18 protein-coding genes, 1 tRNA gene and 1 pseudogene are annotated in these 21,968 nt (G+C 61.3%); 8 read left to right on the top strand and 12 right to left on the bottom strand.

From position 1 onward, the window contains the following. Positions 1-239 precede the first annotated feature (239 nt). From LU688_RS07565 to dapA, 8 genes are all read right to left on the bottom strand, one after another. Positions 240-1,178, bottom strand: coding sequence for a DUF6414 family protein (locus LU688_RS07565; RefSeq protein ID WP_232888274.1), 939 nt, complete (start codon positions 1,176-1,178; stop codon positions 240-242). Between the two features lie 123 nt (positions 1,179-1,301). Continuing rightward, on the bottom strand, positions 1,302-1,721 hold the full coding sequence (locus LU688_RS07560) for a hypothetical protein (protein WP_143067511.1): 420 nt from the start codon (positions 1,719-1,721) through the stop codon (positions 1,302-1,304). A gap of 57 nt (positions 1,722-1,778) precedes the next feature. Further along, positions 1,779-2,756: a site-specific integrase gene (locus LU688_RS07555; protein WP_094010076.1), complete on the bottom strand. Its 978-nt coding sequence runs from the start codon at positions 2,754-2,756 to the stop codon at positions 1,779-1,781. Between the two features lie 110 nt (positions 2,757-2,866). After that, a tRNA-Ser gene (locus LU688_RS07550) sits at positions 2,867-2,956 on the bottom strand. Positions 2,957-3,047: 91 nt separating this feature from the next. Then, the gene (purC, locus tag LU688_RS07545; RefSeq protein ID WP_004375217.1) at positions 3,048-3,758 is read right to left on the bottom strand and encodes a phosphoribosylaminoimidazolesuccinocarboxamide synthase; all 711 of its coding nucleotides are present in this window, start codon (positions 3,756-3,758) and stop codon (positions 3,048-3,050) included. Positions 3,759-3,787: 29 nt separating this feature from the next. After that, a complete protein-coding gene (locus LU688_RS07540; RefSeq protein WP_023630556.1) occupies positions 3,788-4,546 on the bottom strand; it encodes an MBL fold metallo-hydrolase in 759 nt (252 codons plus the stop codon). Continuing rightward, positions 4,547-5,662: an NlpB/DapX family lipoprotein gene (gene bamC, locus LU688_RS07535; RefSeq protein ID WP_028692996.1), complete on the bottom strand. Its 1,116-nt coding sequence runs from the start codon at positions 5,660-5,662 to the stop codon at positions 4,547-4,549. It lies immediately after the preceding gene. Between the two features lie 17 nt (positions 5,663-5,679). After that, a complete protein-coding gene (gene dapA / locus LU688_RS07530) occupies positions 5,680-6,567 on the bottom strand; it encodes a 4-hydroxy-tetrahydrodipicolinate synthase (RefSeq protein ID WP_094010077.1) in 888 nt (295 codons plus the stop codon). Between the two features lie 260 nt (positions 6,568-6,827). Between dapA and LU688_RS07525 the strand changes: the two genes are divergently transcribed. Next, the gene (locus LU688_RS07525) at positions 6,828-7,388 is read left to right on the top strand and encodes a glycine cleavage system transcriptional repressor (protein WP_038705592.1); all 561 of its coding nucleotides are present in this window, start codon (positions 6,828-6,830) and stop codon (positions 7,386-7,388) included. A 10-nt stretch (positions 7,389-7,398) separates the two neighbouring features. Beyond that, the gene (locus tag LU688_RS07520) at positions 7,399-7,872 is read left to right on the top strand and encodes a peroxiredoxin (RefSeq protein ID WP_160291286.1); all 474 of its coding nucleotides are present in this window, start codon (positions 7,399-7,401) and stop codon (positions 7,870-7,872) included. A gap of 45 nt (positions 7,873-7,917) precedes the next feature. Here the strand turns inward: LU688_RS07520 and LU688_RS07515 are convergent, their stop codons facing one another. Beyond that, positions 7,918-8,988 carry an AI-2E family transporter gene (locus LU688_RS07515; RefSeq protein WP_023630921.1) on the bottom strand — a complete coding sequence of 357 codons (1,071 nt, stop codon included), beginning with the start codon at positions 8,986-8,988 and terminating at the stop codon, positions 7,918-7,920. A 177-nt stretch (positions 8,989-9,165) separates the two neighbouring features. Beyond that, complete coding sequence (locus LU688_RS07510) at positions 9,166-9,405, bottom strand: sulfurtransferase TusA family protein (RefSeq protein WP_023630920.1); 240 nt, start codon at positions 9,403-9,405, stop codon at positions 9,166-9,168. A 106-nt stretch (positions 9,406-9,511) separates the two neighbouring features. On the opposite strand from LU688_RS07510, the gene LU688_RS07505 reads away from it, so the two are divergent. Then, on the top strand, positions 9,512-10,948 hold the full coding sequence (locus LU688_RS07505; RefSeq protein WP_038705591.1) for a M48 family metalloprotease: 1,437 nt from the start codon (positions 9,512-9,514) through the stop codon (positions 10,946-10,948). A gap of 129 nt (positions 10,949-11,077) precedes the next feature. On the opposite strand, the gene nadA is transcribed toward LU688_RS07505, so the two are convergent. Together nadA and LU688_RS07495 are read right to left on the bottom strand one after the other, a co-directional pair. Further along, a complete protein-coding gene (gene nadA, locus LU688_RS07500; RefSeq protein ID WP_046856750.1) occupies positions 11,078-12,136 on the bottom strand; it encodes a quinolinate synthase NadA in 1,059 nt (352 codons plus the stop codon). A gap of 244 nt (positions 12,137-12,380) precedes the next feature. Further along, positions 12,381-13,892: a YdgA family protein gene (locus tag LU688_RS07495; protein WP_094010078.1), complete on the bottom strand. Its 1,512-nt coding sequence runs from the start codon at positions 13,890-13,892 to the stop codon at positions 12,381-12,383. A 425-nt stretch (positions 13,893-14,317) separates the two neighbouring features. Here LU688_RS07495 and LU688_RS07490 point away from each other — a divergent pair, with 425 nt between their 5' ends. From LU688_RS07490 to LU688_RS07475, 5 genes and pseudogenes are all read left to right on the top strand, one after another. Beyond that, positions 14,318-15,670, top strand: coding sequence for an APC family permease (locus LU688_RS07490; protein ID WP_094010079.1), 1,353 nt, complete (start codon positions 14,318-14,320; stop codon positions 15,668-15,670). A 56-nt stretch (positions 15,671-15,726) separates the two neighbouring features. Then, positions 15,727-16,995: pseudogene (locus LU688_RS27905) on the top strand (methyl-accepting chemotaxis protein); the annotation flags it as partial. 102 nt (positions 16,996-17,097) lie between these two features. Next, positions 17,098-17,853 (top strand): methyl-accepting chemotaxis protein, encoded by a 756-nt coding sequence (locus LU688_RS27900; protein ID WP_376786905.1) that lies wholly within the window; start codon positions 17,098-17,100, stop codon positions 17,851-17,853. A gap of 291 nt (positions 17,854-18,144) precedes the next feature. Next, positions 18,145-19,914 carry a phosphoethanolamine transferase CptA gene (locus tag LU688_RS07480; RefSeq protein ID WP_094010081.1) on the top strand — a complete coding sequence of 590 codons (1,770 nt, stop codon included), beginning with the start codon at positions 18,145-18,147 and terminating at the stop codon, positions 19,912-19,914. Positions 19,915-20,395: 481 nt separating this feature from the next. Then, complete coding sequence (locus LU688_RS07475) at positions 20,396-21,949, top strand: amino acid permease (RefSeq protein WP_094010082.1); 1,554 nt, start codon at positions 20,396-20,398, stop codon at positions 21,947-21,949. The last annotated feature ends 19 nt before the right edge of the window (positions 21,950-21,968 follow it).

Raw genomic sequence — 21,968 nt, 5'->3', positions numbered from 1 at the left:
AGTTATTATACTGTCGAATTCTACCTCACAGCCATGATCAAGCTGCTGGGCTCGAGGCGTCAATCAGGGAAAGGATCCGCCGCGGAGTGTCGTGGCCGCCCAAGAGATTCAAATCGGACAGCCGACACTACTAGCAGAAAGAGGATGTGCGCACGTTTCTGCCCGAACTTCGAGAAGGGGAACACCAGAAAAAGCGAAAAGATCCACCATCGCTTCGGGTAGCTCAGGGCTTCTCGCTTTTAGAGCTCCAAGTAGAGCGCAATAGGATGCACGATAATTTGATTTACGGGAGGGCGATGAAAATGTGCCTCCAGCCCCTGCAGCGCCATCGTCGTATGACGAATCATTTCACTCATTGGACCTCCGCCAAAAATCGGGAAATCATCAGCCCCTTTCGCATTCTCGTCATACGCTCGGCACTGAGTAACCATACCGAGGAGAACCAACTCCACTTCAGCCATACGAGAATAAGTTTTAAAAACAAAATCTTCAGAATCCTTCAAGCAGTCCCGCTTGAGATCAGCATTTACTCGGCAATCCCGCATATCCATAGAAAGATCTAAACGTCTCTTGAAACCATGCTCAAGCACCGCCGCAATATTCTTATACTGAAGACGATCATTGGACGCCTTATCTTTCGGAATCTGAAATTTAGAAAATCTTTCAAGCTCCGACTTTAGTTGGGCCAGCCTTACTTTTTTGCTCGAATTATCTGCCAGGTTTTCGATCTCATTGAGCAAAGCTTCACGAAAATCATTGACGGCAACTATCGAGATCGCTTCTTGCATGTCAACCAAGGCTTCCAGATTATTCAAAATCTCTATCGCATCAAGGAAAGTCGCCTTCGCTTTGAGTCGGATAAACCTCCGTCCATCCGAAACGTTTGATACCTCGGCGAATAAACTATCCGAGGTGAGAGATATTATCTTGCCACTCTCCTGCAGTCTATCTTCAAAAATGGTATAAGCATAATCGTGCAGAAACTTTTTCTCCACATTACCGGATGTAGTTTCTATAATACTAGCCAATTTCTGGCCACTGCTAAACTTACCAGCCTGTGCCTCTTGCTCAGAATCTCTTGAAGAGTGCTCTTTAACCACGAAGTCAGTTACACCCTCCATTAATTGAGAAGACAGCGAGTACATCTTATTTTCATCTAGGTACACGAAGCTTTTCACGCTCTGCCTTCCTTCTCATAAAATTCTCATAGTGCCTATTTCGTGTATTTCTTGCGGTCAAAAACACAAAGAAGGACGAGATAACTATAAAGAAAACCCCAATCACAATTACAACCAAGTTGATCATGCCGCCACCTCATCCTTTTGGCCAGGAGCATAAGTCAACCGATCATACACCGCCCAGCACATCGCGAAGGAGCCAACAACCATACCTATTGAAGTTAACAAAACAAACAAAGAGTCAATATCTTTATATACTTCGGCAAGTAAAGAAAAAACGTACATTACTGCATAAAAAACAACCGCCAATACAGAAAGGCCAACGACCTGCTTTTTCCACACTGCCTCTTCAGTGTCGTTATACCTGATTTCTGCCAGAAGCGAGATATGCAAAACTATCCCTAGCGATATGACATCCGAAGCCGTGATCCACGGGATTTTTCCACCATTAACAAGCCCGGATGCGAGCAGCCGCATAAATATCGGCACCATGCCAAACAGAACGGTATAAATTAGCCATAGCACTTTCTTTTCGCTAAACAATTACCTTAACCCTCCCTAATTTCGAATCTGCCCTCACGTATCGAAAATACTAATAAACTATCCTAATTTTTCGGCCAGATCGTGCGGTGAAAGGTGCGTATAACGCTTGAGCATAGCAAGGGTCTTGTGGCCAGTGATACTCGCGACCTCCATCATGGTGAAACCGCGCTCAAAAAAACGACTTGTAGCCTCATGGCGAAGATCGTGAAGGCGCAGACCTTCAATCCCAGCAGCTTCGCAGGCTCGGGGGAAGTAGTTGCTGATCGTATTGAGAGCTAGGCTGAAGTACCGGCCACCACTGATCGGCGTGGGCAGCCCCTCAAGTAGCGCGATCGCCCGGGAAGACAGCGGAACAGCACGACGCTCACCATTCTTCGTGTCCTCAAGGTAGGCCACCTTGCCGCGCACCTGGTCGCGGCGCAGCAGCAGCAATTCCGATCTGCGCATGGCCGTCTCAACAGCCAGCTCAATGAATACCGGGAGCTGCGCATTCATCTGACCTGCAGTTTTGTAGAGAGCCTGGAGCTCCGCCGGTGTCGGCCGCCTATCCCTCTCCTTGCTGCCCCTCGGCATCCGGATAGCCCGGCACGGGTTGGTCAGACCTTCAATACCCCACTCCTTGGTGGCCACCGTATACAGGTGACTAATCACCGCCAAGTTAAGGCGAACAGTAGCAGTCGACTTCCCCTCCTCGAGCTCAGCATCTCGATACGCGGCCATATCGCTGGAGCGAATGGCGGCCAGGCCCTTGCTGGCCAGCTTGTGCTCCTTCCACTTCCTGATGCGGACCTCTTCCTGTTTGGCGCCTTTCTTGGTCGAGGTCACCTCGGACATATACCGGTCCAGGGCCTCGGAGAGCGTTGTGCTCTCGGCCTCGCGCATATCGACGAAGCGCGCACGCGACATATCGCCCTCGACCTCGGCAGCCCATCGTTGTGCTTCTGCCTTGGTGTCGAAGGTGGCGGAAAGGGTTGGGTATCCTTTGCGACGGATCTGGGCACGCCAGGCCTCGCCGCGCTTCTCGTAGTAGGCCATGGCGGAATGATATCGAACGTTTGGGGGAATATCACCCTCCCCCAATTCCCCCAAAATTCCCCCAAACGAAAAAAGCCCCGAGGGCTATACAGCGCTCGGGGCCTTTAATATGGCGGAGAGATAGGGATTTGAACCCTAGGTACTGTTGCCAGTACAACGGATTTCGAATCCGTCCCGTTCGACCACTCCGGCATCTCTCCAATGGCGCGCATCATACCAGCGATTTCGTTTCTGGCAAATCTTTTTTGAAAAAAATTCGCGTGGTATCAGGCGCTTGCGTGAACGCGCCGCTTACAGCGGCACGCCCAGGCGCTTGGCCACTTCTTCATAGGCTTCGATCACGTCGCCCAGGCCCTGGCGGAAGCGGTCCTTGTCCATCTTCTTGCGGGTCTCTTTGTCCCACAGGCGGCAGCCGTCCGGGCTGAACTCGTCGCCGAGGACGATCTGGCCGTGGAACACACCGAACTCCAGCTTGAAGTCGACCAGCAGCAGGCCTGCGTCGTCGAACAGCTTGCTCAGCACTTCGTTGACCTTCAGCGACAGTTTCTTCATCTCTGCCAGCTGCTCGGCAGTGCCCCAGCCGAAGGCAACAACGTGGGATTCGTTGATGAAGGGATCACCCTTCTCGTCGTTCTTCAAGAACAGCTCGAAGGTGGACGGCTCCAGCTTGATGCCCTCTTCCACGCCCAGACGCTTGACCAGGCTGCCGGCGGCGTAGTTGCGTACCACGCACTCGACCGGGATCATGTCGAGCTTCTTAACCAGGCATTCGTTGTCGCCCAGCAGCTTGTCGAACTGGGTCGGCACGCCGGCTTCTTCGAGCTTCTGCATGATGAAGGCATTGAACTTGTTGTTCACCATGCCCTTGCGATCGAGTTGTTCGATGCGCTTGCCGTCGAACGCCGAGGTGTCGTTACGGAACAGCAGGATCAAGCGGTCGGCGTCGTCGGTCTTGTAAACCGATTTGGCCTTGCCGCGGTAGAGTTCGTCGCGTTTTTCCATGATGGGCTCCGCTTGCTTGAGTAGGTGGGCTAGGCGATTTGGCGCCAGTCGAGCCCTTGATCCTGATTCGCCACCTGGAGCCAGTCCGGGTCGCACCCGAGGGCGTCGACGAAGCACTGGCGGGCCAGATGTGGCAGGTTGTTCTTGCTGCTGAGGTGGGCCAGCACCAGGTGCTGCAGGTTTTGCCAGCCCAACTCGGCCACCAGGCTCGCGGCCTGGTGGTTGTTCAAATGTCCCTGGCTGCCGCCGACCCGCAGCTTGAGAAAGCGCGGGTAATGCCCACGAGCCAGCAGGTCGCGGCAATGGTTGGCTTCGATCAGCAGGGCATCGAGCCCCTGATAGCGCTCCAACAACTGCGCGTCGTAACTGCCCAGGTCGGTGAGCATACCGAAGCGGCGGCGACCGTCGCTGATCACGTACTGCAACGGCTCGTAGGCATCATGCTCGACCCGTGCCGCGCTGACCTGCAGATCGCCGATCTGCACGACATCGCCGCAACCGAGAAAACCGGCCACCTCCACCGGCTTGCGCATGCCGCGCAAGGTGCCCTGGCTGAGGTAGACCGGTACATTGTAGCGCCGTGACAGCAACCCCACGCCATGCACGTGGTCGGCATGTTCATGGGTCACCAGCACCGCGCTCAGCTGCGTGGCCGACACCCCGAGCAGCGACAGGCGCCGCTCGGTCTCGCGCAGGGAAAAGCCGCAATCGACCAGGATGACCGTGTCACCACTGGCGATAAGCGTGCCGTTTCCCTGGCTACCGCTTCCCAGAACCGCGAAGCGCACTTAGCCCAGGTGGTCCTGGATCGCGCTCAGCACGCGGCGGGCGACATCGGCCGGTGCCACGGTGTTGATGTTCTTCTCGACGGTCACCTGGACGTTCTCACCCACCTTGCTCAGGCGTACCTGATAGCGCTCGGCGCGGGCTTCACGCTCTTCCTTGCTCGGCTCGCTGCCGAACAGGCGGCTGAAGAAGCCTGGCTCCTTTTGCTTGTCGTCGGGTTTTTCGGACAGGTTGATGTAGTACAGACCCAGGCTGCGGTTGATGTCTTCGACACGCCACTCGCCCTGTTCCAGGGCGCGACCGACGCCGGACCAGGCGCGGTCCAGGTCGGACCCCAGGAACAGCACCGGGTTGCCGCTGCCGTCCTCGCTCAGGCTGACCTGGCTCGGGGCATCGAAGTCGCGCGCGGCCAGCAGCGAGACCGACCCGCCCTTCTCGGCGCTGCGGTTCATGCTGGCGAGCATTTCGTCGACCAGCAGGGCGTCGGTGCCGGTATTGCTGGAGGCGGAGGGGAAGTCAGGCTCGGCAGTGCTGCCGGCTGGGCGCTCGACGCTGACCACGTACACCTCGGAAGTGTTGCGCTGCACGCCGGGCTCCATGCGTACCCGCACGCGGACTTCGCTGTCCGGGCTGCTGGAGGTGCTGGCCAGGCGCTGGCCGAGGGAGGCCGACAGCTCGTCGAAACGCTGCCAGGTGGTGTTGAATTCGCCGGTCTGCGGGCGCTCTTCAGCGATGCGGAAACCGTTGTCCTCAAAGAACTGGCGAGTCACCGGCCAGACTTCGGCGGGCGAGCGCTGGGCCAGCACCCAACGGCTGTTGCCGCTGCGCTGCAGGCTGAAATCGCTGATGTCGGCGGTGGCCGACAGCGGCTGTGGACGGGGTACCTCGAACTCGCCAGTGGCGCGATCGTCGGCCACGTTGCGCGGGATCGGCAGCAGCGGATCCAGGCGCTTGACGTTGCTGGCGTCCGGCGGCAGCTGCATCGGCGCGGTTGGCTGCGCCTGCAGGTAGTCGCTGCCACGGTCGCGGAAATAGCCATCCTCGCCCCACAGCCAGCCGCACCCGCTGGTGCTGGAAATGATCAGGGCGAGAGCGGAAAGACCAGCCAGTCGCTTCATGCGGTGTACTTCCTCGATTAAACCAGTACGCCGGACTGGCGCAAGGCAGTACGGACTTTTTCGTGACAGCCTTCGCTCAGCCAGGTCAGCGGCAGGCGGATACCTTGTTGCATCAGACCCATTTCAACCAGCGCCCATTTCACCGGGATCGGGTTGGCTTCGCAGAACAGGTCCTTGTGCAGCGGCATGAGTTTTTCGTTGATTGCGCGGGCCTTCTCGGCATTGCCCGCAAGGGCGGCCTCGCACAGGTCGGCCATTTCGCGCGGGGCGACGTTGGCGGTGACGGAGATGTTGCCCTTGCCGCCCATCAGGATCAGCTCGACGGCGGTCGGATCGTCGCCAGACAGGACGATGAAGTCCTTGTCGACGCCGTCCAGGATCTGTTTGGCACGGGCCAGGTCGCCAGTGGCTTCCTTGATGCCGATGATGTTCTTGACTTTCGACAGCCGGATCACGGTCTCGGCCTGCATGTCGCAGGAGGTGCGGCCGGGCACGTTGTACAGGATCTGCGGGATGTCGACGGCTTCGGCGATGTGCTTGAAATGCTGGAACAGGCCTTCCTGGGTCGGCTTGTTGTAGTACGGGACTACCAGCAGGCAGGCGTCGGCGCCAGCATTCTTGGCGTTCTGGGTCAGGTGCACGGCTTCGGCGGTGGAGTTGGCACCGGTACCGGCGATCACCGGGATCGGCTTCTTGCTGTGCTTGACCCGCTCAACCACGTGCTTGATGACCAGGATGTGTTCTTCGACATCCAGGGTGGCGGACTCGCCGGTGGTGCCGACAGCTACGATCGCGTGGGTGCCGTTTTCCAGGTGGAAGTCTACAAGTTTGTCGAGGCTTACCCAGTCCAGACGCCCTTGTGCATCCATGGGTGTGACCAACGCCACCATACTGCCCGCAATCATGTAATTGCTCCTGCCGGAAAAAGAGAGCGGTAATGGTACTGGCGCCATCGGCCTTGCACAAGCGAAGCAGGCGGGCGGAGCATTCCCCTTCGCGCCGCTTTTCGCTACCCTTGATCCTTTGATCGATACAGCGCGGCCCGTCGGGCCGTCGACAGTGCTCCTCGCCTGCGTCCACCGCCGCCTAAACCGGCCGGGGCCCTGCTGGAAAAGGAGGCTTGCCCCCGTCCTGTACCGACCGCTCATCGCTTTAGGAATGCTGCATGTCCACCCCCACCGTTCGCGAACAATTCCTCGTCATCAGCGCCCTGGGCCCCAACCCCATGGAGCTGGCCAACGTCCTCAGCCGCGCGGCCTTCGACAATCGCTGCGCGGTGGTCACCTCGCGCCTGTCGCGCCACGGCGAAACCAGCGCCCTGGTGCTGCAGGTCGGCGGCAGCTGGGATGCCCTGGCCCGCCTTGAGGCCACCCTGCCGGGCCTGGGCAAGAAGCACGGCCTGACGCTGGACGTGGTCCGCAGCGCCGACCAGGAGGTGCGCCCGCAGGCCCTGCCTTACGTGGCCTACGTCAGCGCCGCCTATCGCCCCGACATCATCAACGAGCTGTGCCAGTTCTTCCTCGACCACCGCGTCGAACTGGAAGCCATGACCTGCGACACCTACCTCGCCCCGCAGACCGGCAGCAGCATGCTCAACGCCCAGTTCACCGTGATCCTGCCAGCCGGCACCCAGATCAGCTGGCTGCGCGACCAGTTCCTCGACTTCGCCGACGCCCTGAACCTGGACGCGCTGATCGAACCGTGGCGCCCACAGAACCCTGTCTAAGGAAGCTCCCATGGCCGTAGCAATCGACCAACCCGTCGCCGATTTCCAGGTCCAGGCCACCAGCGGCCAGACCGTCAGCCTGGCTGAGCTGAAAGGCCAGCAAGTGGTGCTGTACTTCTACCCCAAGGACAGCACTCCGGGCTGCACCACCGAGGGCCAGGGTTTCCGCGACCAGCATGCGGCATTCCAGGCCGCCAACACCGTGGTGTTCGGCGTTTCGCGCGATGGCATCAAGTCGCATGAGAACTTCAAGGCCAAGCAGGCCTTCCCCTTCGAGCTGATCAGCGACAAGGACGAGGCGCTGTGCCAGCTGTTCGACGTGATCAAGCTGAAGAAGCTGTATGGCAAGGAGTACCTGGGCGTGGACCGCAGCACCTTCCTGATCGGCAAGGACGGTGTTCTGCGCCAGGAATGGCGTGGGGTGAAGGTGCCCGGGCATGTGGATGCGGTACTGGCTGCGGCCGAGGCCTTGAACAAGGCCTGATACCGGATACCGTGGGAGCGGGCAAGCCCGCTCCCACGAGTAGCCCTAAAGCATCGGCGCCACAGACGTTTCCTGCCGCGGCCAGGCATCCAGCACCGCCTTGAACAGCGTCGCCAGCGGGATCGCGAAGAAGATCCCCCAGAACCCCCACAGCCCGCCGAACAGCAGCACCGCGCAGATGATCGCCACCGGGTGCAAGCTCACCGCCTCGGAAAACAGTAGCGGCACCAGCACGTTGCCATCGAGCGCCTGGATGATCGCGTACACCGCCATCAGGTAGATGAACTGGTCGCCCCAGCCCCACTGGAACAGCGCGATCAGGGTCACCGGCACCGTCACCACCACCGCGCCGACATACGGCACCACCACCGACAGCCCCACCAGCAGCGCCAGCAAGGCGGCATAGTTGAGCCCCAGGCTGATGAAGGCGATATAGGTGGCAATCCCGCAGATCAGGATCTCGATGCCCTTGCCGCGGATATAGTTGGCGATCTGCCGGTTCATCTCGTCGCCCACCCGGTTGAGCAACGTGCGCTCACGCGGCAGGTAGCCACTGACCCAGCGCCCGATCAGCTCGCGATCCTTGAGGAAGAAAAACACCAGGATCGGCACCAGTACCAGGTAGATCATGGCATTGACCAGCAACGGCAGGCTCGACAAGGAGAAGGTCAACGCCCACTGGCCGAACTTGCCGATTTCACCGCGCACCGACTCGATGGCGCGCAGCACCTGCTCGTCCGACACCAGGTGCGGGTAGCGTTCGGGCAACAGCAGCAATAGCGACTGCCACTTGCCGAGCATGCCGGGCAGCTCGTTGAACAAGGTGATCAGCTGATGCCAGAGCAGCGGCACCAGCACCAGCATGAACACCGCCAGCGCACCCATGAACAGCGCGAACACCAGCCATACGGCCAGCCGCGTCGGCACCTTCAAGCGCTCCAGGGCATTGACCAGCCCCTGCATGAGAAACGCCAGGACCATGCCCGCCAGCACCGGCGCGAGCATGCCGCCCAGGGTCAGCACCACGGTGAAGGCCAGGAACAGCAGGACCGCCAGCACCACCGCCTCCTCGTCGGAGAAGTAGCGCTGCATCCAGTCGCGAAGTACTTTGAACATTGACGATCCTAGGTTCTGTACGAAAAGCCTTGAGACACAGGTCAGGCAAGGCGAAAACAGCCGCGGAACGGCCGGGGTCGCGCCCGACTGTACTAGAGTACATGAGCATTCCGAGGCTGTTTTCAACGCAGCATGAACAAGTCTCAAGGCTTTTCGTATAGAGCCTAATGAAGGGAATCAGGCCTTGCGCAGCCAGTAGGTGTAGACCCCGGCCTCGGCCGTTTCATGCAGCAGCGTATGACCGGCCAACTGGGCGAACGTGCGGAAATCGCGCTGGGAACCGGCATCGGTGGCGAGCACCTTGAGCACCGCGCCGCTGGCCAGGCGATTGAGCTCCATCTTCGCCTTGAGCAGCGGCAATGGACAGTTGAGACCGCTGGCATCGAGCTCGGCGTCACAAGTCGGGGTGTCACTCATCGGGCAGCGCTCCAGAACCGCATGGGGAAGGCCGCTAGGATACCGCCACTGGTCGGCATCGCGCGACCCGGCTACAGTAAGGCTTTTGACCGACGCGAGCTTCTGCATGAATCTACTGCGCCCCACCCTGTTGACGCTGGCCTGCCTGATGGCCCTCCCCGGCCACGCCGACGACCTGCCGTCACTGGGCGACGCCAGCTCCGCGATCGTCTCGCCACAACAGGAACACCAGCTCGGCCGCGCCTGGCTGAGCCTGTTGCGCGGCCAGGTGAACCAGCTCAACGACCCGCAGCTCAAGGACTTCGTCGAGACCAGCGTGTACAAGCTGGCCGAGACCAGCCAGCTGCAGGACCGGCGCCTGGAGTTCATCCTTATCGACAGCAAGGAACTCAACGCCTTTGCCGCACCCGGTGGCATCGTCGGGGTCAACGGCGGCCTGTTCCTCAATGCCCAGACCGAAGGCGAGTACGCCTCGGTACTGGCCCACGAACTGGCGCACTTGTCGCAACGCCACTTCGCCCGGGGCGTCGAAGCCCAGCAACGCATGCAGCTGCCGATGATGGCAGCCTTGCTGGCCGGCATCGTGCTGGCGGCGGGCGGCGGCGGCGATGCCGGCATTGGCGTGATCGCCGGCACCCAGGCCGCGGCAATCCAGGAACAGCGGCGCTTTTCCCGGCAGAACGAACAGGAAGCCGACCGTTTCGGCATCCTCAACCTGGAAAAGGCCGGCTACGATCCACGCAACATGCCCAGCATGTTCGAACGCCTGGCCCGCCAGTACCGCTACGATGCCAAGCCGCCGGAATTCCTGCTGACCCACCCGGTCACCGAATCGCGTATCGCCGACACCCGCAACCGCGCCGAACAGGCGCCAAAGGGCGGCGTGGAAGACAGCCTGCGCTACCAGTTGATCCGCGCCCGCGTGCAGCTCACCTACGAAGGCACGCCGGGCATGGCCGCCAAGCGTTTCCGCGCCCAGCTCGACGAAACCCCGAACATGGATGCCGCCCGCTACGGCCTGGCCCTGGCGCAGATCAAGGGTGGCCAGCTCAACGAAGCGCGGGAAAACCTCAAGCCACTGCTGGCCAAGGCGCCCAACGACATCACCTACAACCTGGCACAGATCGATCTGGACATCACCAATAACCGCCTGGCCGACGCCCAGCAGCGCGCACAGCGCATGCAGGCGCTGTACCCAGGCAACTATCCGTTGAAACAGGTGCGCGCCGATCTGCTGGTCAAGCAGAACAAGCCGGCCGAAGCGGAAAAGGTGCTGGATGACTTGGTCAAGAACCGCCCGGACGATCCGGACGTCTGGTACGACGTGGCCGAAGTGCGCGGACTGTCAGGCAACACCATCGGTCTGCACCGCGCCCGCGCCGAATACTTCACCCTGGTCGGCGACTTCGACCAGGCGATCCAGCAGCTCGACTACGCCAAGCGCCGCTCGGGCAGCAACTTCCCGCTGGCTTCGCAGATCGACCAGCGCCAGCGCGAGATCATGGAGCAGCAGCGCATGGTCAAGGAAATGATGGGGCGCTGATACACAGCCAGAAAAAATCGCGGGGCAAGTCGGGTCGCCGCATCGCCGCTCCCACGCCAGGTATCACCGTGGCGTGGGAGCGGCGATGCGGCGACCCGCGACTTGCCCCGCGATGGTTTGTGCAACCAGTCAGGCGTTACCGGACAACTTCAAACGCGCCGCCTGGGTGAAGTCGAGCATGCGGTTCAACGGCTTGATCGCCTTGGGGATCAGCGCCGGCTCGACGAAGATCTCGTTGCTGCCATTGCGCAGGCAGTCCAGCACCCGCTCCAGGGTGTTCATGGCCATCCACGGGCAGTGCGCGCAGCTGCGGCAGGCCGCGCCGTTGCCAGCGGTCGGCGCCTCGACGAATTCCTTGTCCGGGCACAGCTGCTGCATCTTGTAGAAGATGCCGCGGTCGGTGGCGACGATGAAGGTCTTGTTCGGCAAGGTCTGCGCCGCCTTGATCAGCTGGCTGGTGGAGCCTACCGCGTCGGCCAGCTCGATCACCGCTTCCGGCGACTCCGGATGCACCAGGATCGCGGCGTCCGGGTACAGCGCCTTCATGTCGGCCAACTGGCGCGACTTGAACTCTTCATGAACGATGCAGGCGCCATCCCACAGCAGCATGTCGGCACCGGTCTGCTTCTGGATGTAGCGGCCGAGGTGTTGGTCCGGCCCCCAGATGATGGTCTCGCCGTTGTCCATCAGGCTTTCGACGATTTCCAGCGCGCAGCTGGAGGTCACCACCCAGTCGGCCCGGGCTTTAACTGCCGCGGAAGTGTTGGCGTAGACCACCACGGTGCGCTCGGGATGCTGGTCGCAGAAGTCCGAGAACTCCTTGACCGGGCAACCCAGGTCGAGGGAGCAGGTCGCTTCCAGGGTCGGCATCAGCACGCGCTTTTCCGGGGTGAGGATCTTCGCCGTCTCGCCCATGAAGCGCACCCCCGCCACCACCACAGTCTCGGCGGGGTGATTCTTGCCGAAGCGCGCCATCTCCAGCGAGTCAGACACGCAGCCGCCGGTTTCCTCGGCCAGGGCCTGGATCACCGGATCGCAATAGTAGTGGGCCACCAGCACGGCGTTCTGCTTCTTCAGCTCGGCAGCGATGGCCGCACGGTAATCGGCCTCCTGCGCGGGCGTCAGCGGGTTGGGCTGCTTGGCATCAAGGTGCGCCTGGACCAACAGGCGTTCGGAAATCTGGGTCATGATCGCTGGACCTGCAGGGCGCTTGAGCGCGTCAGTCGAGTGTATCACCCGGCCCTGGCAGATCGGCTAGCGGTGCCGGACGGCCAGCGTCTCGGCCCCTCTGCGGGCGCGGATTATTGTCGGACGCGAAGGCTACAGGCAATCGGAAGGATGCAAAAGGGGTTTTTGCAGCCCTCCGTCGCGGGGTAAGTCGGGTCGCCGCATCGCCGCTCCCACGATGATGGGAGCGGGTCTGCCCGAGAGGTCAGCCCTGCGGCTGCAACGCCGCCAGGTGGCCGCTGATCAGCATGGCGAACTCTTCGACGGTCATCTTCTTGCCATTGAAGTCGACCATGCCATCAGCGTATTGCAGGCTCGATACCACATCAGTGCCTTCTACCGTGGCCATGCCGCTCTGCAATGCCATCATGCCGACCATTTCACCGGCCTGACTGGACTGCTGGGCGATGGCCTGGGCGTCGGTCTCGCCCTCAAGCAGGGCTTGCAATGTGGTCAGGTCGGCGACCATCGGCTTTGAAACGCTGAGCTTGGCCTTCAGCTGGGTCAACAGCTGCTTGCCGAGCTGGTCAGGGGGCAGGTCGAAGGAGCTGGGGCTGGCGAAGTCCATTGCCAGGTTGAAGTGGCTTTCGCCATTGGCGGTCTTGAATGCCAGCTTCTCCACGGCCACCTGGGGTTTGGCCACCAGCAACCGCTGCAGGTCGGCCTGGACCTTGGCCTGTTCCTCGGGGGTCATTTCCAGCGACGGGGCCTCGCCCTCGGCCGCCGCCTGCTGCATCTGCGGCAGCTGGGTCTGGTACCACTCCATCAGCGCCTGCATGGCCGCGATGTCGATGGACTTCATGGTCAGGACCATTTCTGCGCTGCCGACCTTGCGCCCGGCGTAGCTGATGTCGGCAACCTTGTATTCCAGGCGCCCGGCCAGCTTGTCCTTGGCCTCGCCCTCGGCGTTGTACAGGTTGTTCTGCTGCAGGCCCTTGAGCACCAGCACTTCCTGCTTCGGCCCGAAGGTCACCTGGGTGTCGGCCAGGGCCAGGTCGAAGTTGCCGACATAGACCATGTCGTGGGCGGTTTCGTGGAGCTTGCCACCGGCCTTGAAGCCGTTGAGCAGGATCTTCACCGGCGCCTGTTGCTCATCGACGAAATTCAACTCCAGGTGCTCGGCATTGCCGTGGATCTCCACCGCCTTGCCGTCGCGGTCTCCGCGCAGTTGCAGTTGCAGGCCGGAGAAGTCCAGGACGTTGCCGTCGTCTTCCTTGAGCGTCACCGGCGCCAGGCGGATATCGCTGTCGACGCTGCCGTTGTAGCCGAGGCTGACCTGGGCGGTGACCGGTGCCTTGTCGCCAGCGGCAGTGAACCAGCCCTCGGTGAAGTCATCCTTGTCCAAAGCGCTGTTGCTGGTGGCCATGACCGGCATCAGCTTGAACGCCTTGACCCGCGACCAGGGGAACGGGCCGTGCTCGATCTGGTCGGTCACGCCAACCTGGAAGTTCAGCGCCTCGGCCTCCCCGAGCTGCACGTTCTCGGCCTTCAGACGGTAGTGCGCGGTGCTGGTGAAGAAGTGCTGGTCCAGCGAGACCAACTCGATGGTCATGCTGCCGCCGTTGCCTGCTAGGGCCTTCTTCAGCTCTTCGTTGCCGCGCGCCACGGAGCGTTCCAGCTCCGCGGGCAGTTGCTTGCCGGTGTACCAGGCGCCAGCGGTGGTTGCGACGGCGATGGCGAGCGCCAGGCCGGAAAGGATGCCTACTGATTTCTTCATGAATAGAACCGATTGCTGTCCATAGGGAGGGCGATTGGGCGGACCACGGAAACGAGGGCACGCGGGGTGGCAAGAATACCATCGGCACCCGGCCGGCGCGGTAATGCTTGCTGGATTTCGTTTGTCGGCACCCCAAGGACAGCCTGCCTTGGCCAAAAGAAATGTAAATTTTTACGAACATCAAAATCGACTTACGATCCGCTCAATCGGCCAATAACAGTGCATAACGGCCAAAAAAACCGATTCCCCTTCCATCCAACTGACTACCTGTCATGTTTAACTTGACACCCAAACGACCATCGTTGTTTATTTCGCGCACCCTGCAGCTCCAACATAAAAGGTGAACAACATGGAGCCCATCCGCTCGACCTTGTCGTGCCCGTCACTCGCCGTGCCCGTTGTTTCGACACAGGAGCAGCGCCCGCATGCAGCCTGATCACAGCGCTCCCGGCGATGCCCAGTTCCGCAAGTCCCTGCGCCTTTGGCACGTGGTGATCATCGGCCTGGCCTACCTCACCCCGATGACCGTGTTCGACACCTTCGGCATCGTCTCTGGCATCACTGCCGGGCATGTGCCCAGCGCCTACATCCTGGCCCTGGCCGGCATCCTGTTCACCGCCGTGAGCTATGGCACCCTGGTGCGACGCTTCCCGCAGTCGGGCTCGGCGTACACCTACACCCAGCGCGCCATCAATCCACACGTGGGCTTCCTGGTCGGCTGGTCGTCGCTGCTGGACTACCTGCTGCTGCCCATGGTCAATGCACTGCTGGCCAAGCTCTACCTGTCGGCAATGTTCCCCGAAGTGCCGGCCTGGGCGTGGGTGGCCGGCTTCGTCACCCTGATCAGCCTGATCAACATGCGCAGCATCAACCTGGTGGCGCACTTCAACCTGCTGTTCGTCGCCGTGCAGGTGGCGATCATTTCGGTATTCATCTACCTCTGCTGGCGCGGCCTGGGCCATGGCGAAGGCCTGGGCACGGCCTGGAGCCTGGTACCGTTCGCCGATGACCAGACCCAGTTCGCCGCCCTCGCCGCCGGTGCGACCATCCTGTGCTTCTCGTTCCTGGGCTTCGATGCAGTGACCTGCCTGTCGGAGGAAACCCGCGACCCGGGCAAGACCATCCCCCGGGCGATCTTCCTCACGGCGCTGATCGGCGGCGTGGTGTTCATCGGCGTGTCCTACTTCATCCAGGCCTACTTCCCGACCATGCAGCGCTTCCACGACCAGGAAGCGGCCCTGCCGGAAATCGCCCTGTACGTCGGCGGCAAGCTGTTCCAATCGGTATTCATCGCCTGCACCGTGATCAACACCATCGCCTCGGGCCTGGCCTCGCAGACCAGCGTGTCGCGCCTGCTGTACGTGATGGGCCGCGACAACGTGATCCCGGCCGGGGTGTTCGCCCGCCTGCACCCGCGCTACAAGACCCCAGTGCTGAACATTGCGGTGGTCGGCCTGATTTCGCTGTCGGCGATCTTCTTCGACCTGGTCACCGCCACCTCGGTGATCAACTTCGGCGCGCTGGTGGCGTTCAGCTTCGTCAACCTCTCGGTGATCAACCACTGCTATATCCGTGAGAGGCAGAACAAGGGCCTGACGAACAACCTCAAGTATCTGGTGGCGCCGACGATAGGCTTCTGCATCATCGTCTCGCTGTGGCTGGACCTGAACGAACACTCCTTGCTGTTCGGCGGTGTCTGGGCCCTGCTTGGCGTGCTCTACCTGGCCTGGCTGACGAAGGCCTTCAGGGTTGCGCCACCGAACTGCATCGCCGAATGACCCCATCGACGCCCGCCTGACCGCGGGCGTTGTGTTTGCCCGAGAAGGAAAAGCCCATGTCGCAGCGAAGTCTGTCCATCCAGTGGAAGATCACCCTGCTCGCCGGCCTGTGCCTGCTGGCCATCGTCGCCCTGCTGGTGACTACCTCGCTTACCCAGGCGCGGCGCAGCGCAGCGCAGGTGTTCCAGGCCAATACCGAACTGCTCGACCACAGTGCCCGCCTGCGCTTGCAGGCCCACGGCGAAGCCCAGGCCCTGCGTATCCAGCGCTACTTCATGGATGCCTACCAGTACGGCAACGGCTTCGCAAGGCTGGTGCAGGCACTCAAAGCTCGCGGCGGTGACGACCTGCGTGCCGAACTCAGCCGCGAGGCTCGCGCCACCCTGGCCGGCAACACCGACCTGATCGGCCTGTATCTGGTGTTCCAACCCAACGCCCTGGACCAGCAAGATGCGCGCTTCGTTGACCAGGCCGAGAATGGCAGCAATGACAGCGGCCGCTTTTCGCTGTACTGGTCGCAGCCGGGCAGTGGCGCCCTGGAGGTGGAGACCATGCCCGAATCGATGCTCGCCGACACCAGCATCGGCGCCAATGGCTCGCCTTACAACCGGTGGCTGACCTGCCCTCTGGAGACGGCAAAGGCCTGCGTACTGGACCCGTATTTCGATGAAGTCAACGGTCATCAGGTACTGATGACGAGCATCGCCCTGCCGTTGCTGGACAACGGCAAGGTGGTGGGTGTGGTCGGCCTGGATATCGGCCTGGACAACCTGCAGCAACTAAGCCTGGCGGGTCGCCAGGAGCTGTTCGACGGCCAGGGCCAGGTCAGTATCATCAGCCCCGCAGGGCTGCTGGCCGGCCACAGCCAGGATGCCGGCCAGTTGAGCAAGACGGTACAGCAAGCGTTCGGCGCCAGCGCCATCGCCCTGGCAGCGCCGCTGCGCGCCGGCCAGGCTGTCGAGCGGCTGGACCAAGGCACCATGCGCATTTCCCGGCCCTTCACGCCAATTCCCGGCGCGGCACCTTGGCAAGTACTGCTCGAATTGCCCGAACAGGTGCTGCAAGCGCCTGCGGTCACTCTCAACCAGCGCCTGGATAGCCAGAACCAGCAGGCCAACTTCGTCAGCCTGCTGATAGGAATGGTTGCGGCCGTGCTGGGCCTGTTGCTGGTGTGGCTTACCGCCCGCGGCGTAACTCGGCCGATCCTGGCCGTGGCTGCCCGCCTGCAGGACATCGCCAGCGGCGAAGGCGACCTGACCCGACGCCTGGAGTACGCCCGCGATGACGAACTGGGCCAGCTCACCGGTTGGTTCAACCGTTTCCTCGACAAGCTCCAGCCGGTGATCGCCCAGCTCAAGGCCTCCCTGCATGAGGCCCGCGGCACGGCAGACCAATCGGCGCTGATCGCCAGTCAGACCAGCGATGGCATGCAGCAACAGCACCGCGAGATCGAGCAGGTAGCTACCGCCGCCAACGAGATGAGCGCTACCGCCCACGACGTCGCCCACAATGCCGCCCAGGCGGCACAAGCCGCGCGCGGCGCCGACCAGGCGACCCGCGACGGCCTGGCGCGAGTGACCGCCACCCGCGAGGCGATCGGCCAGCTGGCGGGCGGCATGGACGCGGCCATGGACGAGGCGCGTGCCTTGGCAAGCCGCGGTGAGCAGATCGGTTCGGTGCTTGAGGTAATCCGTGCCATTGCCGAGCAGACCAACCTGCTGGCACTCAATGCCGCCATCGAGGCTGCCCGCGCCGGTGAGGCTGGGCGTGGTTTCGCAGTGGTCGCCGACGAGGTGCGCAACCTGGCTCAGCGTACGCAGGTATCGGTAGAGGAGATCCGCCAGGTGATCGAGGGACTGCAGCAAGGCACACAGGACGTGGTCGGTGCCATGCATGCCGGCCAGCGCCAGGCTCAGGACAGCGCGGCGCAGATGGAGCAGACCTTGCCGGCGCTGCAACGCATCGGCGAGGCGGTGACGGTGATCACCGACATGAACCTGCAGATCGCCTCGGCGGCCGAGGAACAGAGTGCCGTGGCTGAAGAAGTCAATCGCAACGTGGCGGGGATTCGCGATGTGACCGAGGCGTTGTCTGGACAGGCCGACGAATCAGCACGAATCAGCCAAGCGCTGAACCGCTTGGCCAACCAGCAGCAAGTCTTGATGGAGCAGTTCCGGGTATAGCGCTGTGTTACGCCTGATCGTTATCCACAGATCAACTTCTCCCCACTCGCCACCGCTACGCCAACCCAGCAGCCCTAAAGCCGCGACTTCAGGAGCCACCTTTTGGCCTCCTGAAGCCGCAAGCTGTATCGCCTGAACGATCACGCGCCTGGCAACAACAAGCTCACCTGCCATATAGAGCACTCGTCGGTCTCTGCGGGCCTTTCATGAATTGTTGACGATCTTTTCACGCCGCCCCCTTTAGCTTCGCCTGCCAACCGATCCGGCAGGCAACCGCTCTCTGAGGCACACGTGTCCCGCACAACTCTTCCCGCTCGCACATCCATCGACTGGCCTGGCCTCGGCTGGCTCCTGCTGTTCTTCTGGTACTTCTCCGGCGTGACCCAGGCCTTGCTGCTGTTCAGTGGCACCACCGGCTTCGCCGGCTTTCGCGATGCCCTGTTCCTCAGCAGCCTGTGGCTGGCCCCGGTACTGCTGCTGCCACGCCTGACCCGCCCGCTCGCCGCAGTGATTGGGCTAGTGCTGTGGGCTGGATCGCTGGTGGGCCTCAGCTATTTCGGCATCTACCGGCAGGAGTTCTCACAAAGCGTCATCTTCGTGATGTTCGAATCCAACACCGCTGAAGCCGGCGAATATTTCAGCCAGTACTTCAGCACTTGGCTGTGCCTGGGGCTGCTGCTCTACAGCGCGATCGCCGTGCTGCTGTGGCGGCGCATCCGCCCGGTCACCCTGCCGCTGTACAGCCGTCTGCCGGTGGTTGCGGTGCTGCTGACTGCGACCCTGGGCTACCCGTTCTACAAACAGATGGTCTCCCAGCAACGCAATTTCGCAGACGCTCGCGAAAAGGTTGAACAACGCATGGCGGCTGCAGTGCCCTGGCAACTGGTGGTCGGCTACCGGCAATATCGACAGCAGTTGGACAACATGCAGGCACTGCTTCAACAGAACGCCGCCCTGCCGCCCCTGCAAAACCTCAAGGACAGTAGCGGCGACGCGCCGCGCACCCTGGTGCTGGTGCTAGGCGAATCCACCACACGCGAACACATGCATTTGTACGGCTACGACCGCGACACCACGCCGAACCTCGACGCCCTGGCCGCTCACGACAAAGGGCTCACCGTATTCCGTAATGTCGTCTCGCCACGCCCCTACACCATTGAGGTGATGCAGCAAATCCTGACCTTTGGCGACCAGCAGCACCCTGACCGTTTCCTCACCGACCCATCGCTGATCAACCTGATGAAACAGGCTGGCTACAAGACGTTCTGGATCACCAACCAACAAACCATGACCAAGCGCAACACCATGCTCACGACCTTCTCCCAGCAGACGGACGTGCCGGTCTACCTGAACAACCAGCGCAACCAAAACGCCAGCCAGTATGACAGCGTGGTGCTGGAACCTTTCGACAAGGCCCTGCGCGACCCCGCCGACAAGAAGCTGATCATTGTCCACCTGCTCGGCACGCACATGGACTACCGCTATCGCTATCCCGCCCAGTTCGATCATTTCAAGGACGCGACCGGCGCGCCGGCGGCGCTGGCACCCGAACAGGTACGCACCTACAACTTTTACGACAACGCCGTGCGCTACAACGACTTCGTGGTCTCAGACCTGATCAAGCGTTATTCGGCAAGCACGCCGAACGGCTTCCTGCTGTACCTGTCCGACCACGGCGAGGATGTCTATAGCTCCGGCAACCATGATCGCCTGGGCCGCAACGAGGCCAATCCAACCCGGCCGATGTACACCATCCCTTTCCTGCTCTGGACCTCGCCCAGCTGGCAGGCGACGCACCCGCGCGACCTGCAGGCGATGGTCAACCGTCCGTACAGCAGCGCACACCTGATCCATACCCTGTCCGACCTGGCAGGCCTGAGCTACGACCGCTACGAGCCGGCCAAGAGCCTGGTCAACGACAGTTTCACCGCCAGCCCGCGCTGGATCGGCGACCCGTACGCGAAAAATGGGCTGCACAAGTTCGACAACCTGCCCGGCACCCAAGCCAAGCCAGAACAACGGACCGCTAGCAGCAGTACGCTTCACCCTGACGAAGGTTGACTGCCCGCGACCAGGAAGCCCCCATAGCACGCCCTTCGCTTGAAGGGCTCCCCCCAAAAACCGATATCTGGCCTCCAGGTATCGGTGTTTTTTGCCGCTAAATGATGAATAAATTTCCGGCATATTGTTTCGTACATTTCATACCGATGACAAAACGACAATATAACAAAGCAAAATGACGTCTATTGCCCTCAGTAAATATGGGCAATTCAGTTGGATGCGTGCAACTAAACGGTTTTACTCAGGAAAATATGACGAAACCATGTATTCCAAAAAGTAATGATGTAGCAACTAATTGTCGTTTGTTGCGAACACCTTTCAACGCCAATACTGATTTCAATCAAAGCAATCGTTCCGCGCCGCAGCTCTGGAGAAGCTGTAGGCAGATCGAGGGCCTATCCGCCCGACAACTGCAAACTTGAAGTGGTCAGTTCACAACAAAAACAACAACTCACTCGCATGCAGATCCAATAGGTTGCCCATGACCCATTCGTACAACAACGGAAGTTTGACTGCAGCAGCCCCACCTTCCGGACACCTGAAACGCACCCTCACCAGCCGTCACCTGAACATGATCGCCATTGGCGGCTCTATCGGGACCGGCCTGTTCGTATCCTCTGGCGCCACTATTGCCCAGTCCGGCCCCGGTGGCGCGCTGCTGGCCTTCGCGGTGATCGGCCTGATGGTGTATTTCCTGATGACCAGCCTCGGCGAGCTGGCCGCATGCATGCCGGTCAGCGGTTCGTTCTCTACCTACGCCTCACACTACGTGGACGAAAGCTTCGGCTTCGCCCTGGGCTGGAACTACTGGTATTCATGGGCAGTGACCATCGCCGTGGACCTGGTGGCCGTGCAGATCATCATGGTCTACTGGTTCCCGGACACCCCGGGCGTAATCTGGAGCGCAGCCTTCCTGGTCCTGCTGTTCGCCCTCAACGTCGCCTCGGTGCGCTTCTTCGGCGAAGCCGAATTCTGGTTCGCGCTGATCAAGGTCGTCACCATCATCCTGTTCATTGGCGTGGGCATCCTGATGCTGCTGGGCATCCTTGACGGTGGGCAGGAGGGCGGCACCCACCTCTGGCAGCTCGGCGATGCGCCGATCGCCGGCGGCCTGCCTGCCCTGATCGGCGTGGCGATGATCGTCGGCTTCTCATTCCAGGGTACCGAGTTCGTCGGCATCGCCGCAGGCGAAACGGAAAACCCTGGGCGCAACATTCCCAAGGCAGTTCGCCAGATCTTCTGGCGCATCCTGCTGTTCTATGTGTTCACCATCATCGTGATCGGCCTGTTGATCCCCTACACCGACCCCCGCCTGCTCAAGGACGGCCTTTCGGACATCACCATCAGCCCATTTACCCTGATTTTCTCAAAGGCTGACATGCTCGCCGCCGCCGCAGTGATGAACGCGGTAATCCTGACCTCAGTGTTGTCCGCCGGCAACTCGGGCATGTACGCCTCCTCGCGCATGCTCTACAGCCTCGCCCTGGAGCGCAAGGCGCCGGCGATATTCGCCCGGGTGACGCGCAGCGGCACCCCGGTGTGGGCGCTGCTGGCAACTGCAGCGGTCGCCGGCCTGTGCTTGCTGAGCTTCCTGTTCAGCCCCGGCAAGCTGTACCTGTGGCTGCTGAACACTTCCGGCATGCTCGGCTTCATTGCCTGGCTTGGCATCGCCATCAGCCACTACCGCTTCCGTCGCGGATACCTGTTCCATGGCAACGACCTGGCGAAACTGCCGTATGTCTCGAAGTACTTCCCATTCGGCCCCCTGTTCGCCTTCGGCCTGTGCATGGTGGTGATGCTCGGGCAGAACTACCAGGCCTTCATCGGCGGCCAGATCGACTGGATCGGCGCCTTCGCCACCTATGTCGGGCTGGTGCTGTTCGTGGTGGTGTGGCTCGGACGCAAGCTGCTTACCGGCTCCAGGGTGGTGCGCTACAGGGAAATGGATTTCTCCTATATCGAGACACGCAAGACCCAACACAGCAACGCAGAGCCCTGCGTCGAGGCGGTCGCGGCCAGCCAGCAGCCCGCCTGAAAACTCCATTGGCGGACCC

Source organism: Pseudomonas soli (genome assembly GCF_021283165.2).
Classification (GTDB): domain Bacteria; phylum Pseudomonadota; class Gammaproteobacteria; order Pseudomonadales; family Pseudomonadaceae; genus Aquipseudomonas; species Aquipseudomonas soli.
This window is presented reverse-complemented; position numbering and strand designations above follow the sequence as displayed.

What these genes read in the sequence shown, in the direction of transcription:
- LU688_RS07515 (WP_023630921.1), bottom strand. Translation starts at nt 8,988, where the DNA reads ATGTTCAAAGTACTTCGCGACTGGATGCAGCGCTACTTCTCCGACGAG.
- dapA (WP_094010077.1), bottom strand. Translation starts at nt 6,567, where the DNA reads ATGATTGCGGGCAGTATGGTGGCGTTGGTCACACCCATGGATGCACAA.
- LU688_RS07495 (WP_094010078.1), bottom strand. Translation starts at nt 13,892, where the DNA reads ATGAAGAAATCAGTAGGCATCCTTTCCGGCCTGGCGCTCGCCATCGCC.
- nadA (WP_046856750.1), bottom strand. Translation starts at nt 12,136, where the DNA reads ATGACCCAGATTTCCGAACGCCTGTTGGTCCAGGCGCACCTTGATGCC.
- LU688_RS27900 (WP_376786905.1), top strand. Translation starts at nt 17,098, where the DNA reads ATGCAGCAACAGCACCGCGAGATCGAGCAGGTAGCTACCGCCGCCAAC.
- bamC (WP_028692996.1), bottom strand. Translation starts at nt 5,662, where the DNA reads ATGAAGCGACTGGCTGGTCTTTCCGCTCTCGCCCTGATCATTTCCAGC.
- LU688_RS07505 (WP_038705591.1), top strand. Translation starts at nt 9,512, where the DNA reads ATGAATCTACTGCGCCCCACCCTGTTGACGCTGGCCTGCCTGATGGCC.
- LU688_RS07475 (WP_094010082.1), top strand. Translation starts at nt 20,396, where the DNA reads ATGACCCATTCGTACAACAACGGAAGTTTGACTGCAGCAGCCCCACCT.
- LU688_RS07520 (WP_160291286.1), top strand. Translation starts at nt 7,399, where the DNA reads ATGGCCGTAGCAATCGACCAACCCGTCGCCGATTTCCAGGTCCAGGCC.
- LU688_RS07525 (WP_038705592.1), top strand. Translation starts at nt 6,828, where the DNA reads ATGTCCACCCCCACCGTTCGCGAACAATTCCTCGTCATCAGCGCCCTG.
- LU688_RS07510 (WP_023630920.1), bottom strand. Translation starts at nt 9,405, where the DNA reads ATGAGTGACACCCCGACTTGTGACGCCGAGCTCGATGCCAGCGGTCTC.
- purC (WP_004375217.1), bottom strand. Translation starts at nt 3,758, where the DNA reads ATGGAAAAACGCGACGAACTCTACCGCGGCAAGGCCAAATCGGTTTAC.
- LU688_RS07490 (WP_094010079.1), top strand. Translation starts at nt 14,318, where the DNA reads ATGCAGCCTGATCACAGCGCTCCCGGCGATGCCCAGTTCCGCAAGTCC.
- LU688_RS07555 (WP_094010076.1), bottom strand. Translation starts at nt 2,756, where the DNA reads ATGGCCTACTACGAGAAGCGCGGCGAGGCCTGGCGTGCCCAGATCCGT.